Origin of the sequence: Galactobacillus timonensis, from assembly GCF_900240265.1 — a bacterium.
GTDB lineage: Bacteria > Bacillota_I > Bacilli_A > Erysipelotrichales > Erysipelotrichaceae > Bulleidia > Bulleidia timonensis.
Genome location: NZ_LT964750.1, coordinates 1 through 1202 on the forward strand (window position 1 = coordinate 1; position 1202 = coordinate 1202).

The 1202-nt window shown below is 48.4% G+C and carries 1 protein-coding gene and 1 pseudogene; both read right to left on the reverse strand.

Annotated elements, in window-relative coordinates:
* Positions 1-413 (reverse strand): annotated as a pseudogene (locus C1714_RS13725) (ISL3 family transposase); the annotation flags it as partial.
* Between the two features lie 34 nt (positions 414-447).
* Complete coding sequence (locus C1714_RS13730; RefSeq protein ID WP_135567964.1) at positions 448-921, reverse strand: DUF6431 domain-containing protein; 474 nt, start codon at positions 919-921, stop codon at positions 448-450.
* Between the last annotated feature and the right edge of the window lie 281 nt (positions 922-1202).

Sequence of the window (1202 nt, forward strand, 5' to 3'; positions counted from 1 at the left end):
GCGGTTGTGGGAGAGATGTGATACCGCTTAGCGACGGAAGCGAAGGTCTCGGTCTGAATCTTCAAATCGTTCAGAATGTTTTCAACCGTGAGGGCGGAGATGTGCTGCTTCCTGAAACAGAATGGATTGTTCTCATAGTACGTTCGATGACAGACAGGACAGATGTACCTGCGGGCATGATAGAAGATGGTGCACTCACGATCAGTAAAGACGCCGTGGCTTATCTTCTTGTCAATGTAGTCCTTAACCCTTGGCAGTGTACAGCCGCAATCGGGACAAGGCGGATGATCCGGCCGCAGTAAAACATGGACAGCCGCACTGCCATTGTCATTATGGAAGATGACATTCTCCACACTGCCTGTATCGAGGTTAAAGAATTCAAGAATGGCCTGTTTATCAGATTGTTCGGACATAGATCTTCTCCTTTGAGCCCAGCATAGGGGAAGATCAGGAAAGGCCCAAGTCAAAGTCATTTGGCCTATTCAGGCAGAGATTGATTCCGGCCACCCAGCCACTGGAAGAATCATATTCTGGAGCCCGGCGGACATCGCGCCGGAATGAAACACGGAGCTGTTGAAGCAGCGAATCAGGCGGAATCTCCAGCCCCAGGGAGGACCGCAGCTGCACAATGAGCTTATCGAGCCATTTGTTCCAACGGGAAACGGAAGAATCGGAAGGAAGCGAATAACGATCAAGATCCAGATCATTGTCCAGAGCCGATTCGATGGTCTGCACCGAGTAGTGCTTGTAAGGGACAAGGAAATCAGGGAGAACACGGTGATGTCTTCCGTTGGAAGAGACGGCGACAGGAATCCAGATCCAGTAAGAACCTTTTGGCGTTTTAACGCACCTTCTGGCAGTTCCGCAGAATCTCATTGGCAGGCCTGTTTCAGGATCCAAAACAGGTTCGCTGCATTTCATCAAAAATCATTCGGATGATTAGGATGTTTAACAATTTTGTATTGTGAATGTGGTACACTAACCATGGTTTTGGTTACGGGTTCAGAGAGTGCTGGGAAGCTTGTCTCTGAACCTTTTCCTTTCTATTGATGTCTTACCGCATAATAATCGGCAAATACGAAAAAGAGAAGGCCTGAGTGCCTCCCCATGTAAGTTTGGAGCTGTTTTTCTTCTCCCGGATAGTCAACCCCAGGATTTCTTAGAGGCACCCCGAGACCCCATCTATTTTTAGATAGTCGAAA

Coding starts and splice junctions, on each gene's coding strand:
- C1714_RS13730 (WP_135567964.1), bottom strand. CDS start 921: ATGAAATGCAGCGAACCTGTTTTGGATCCTGAAACAGGCCTGCCAATG.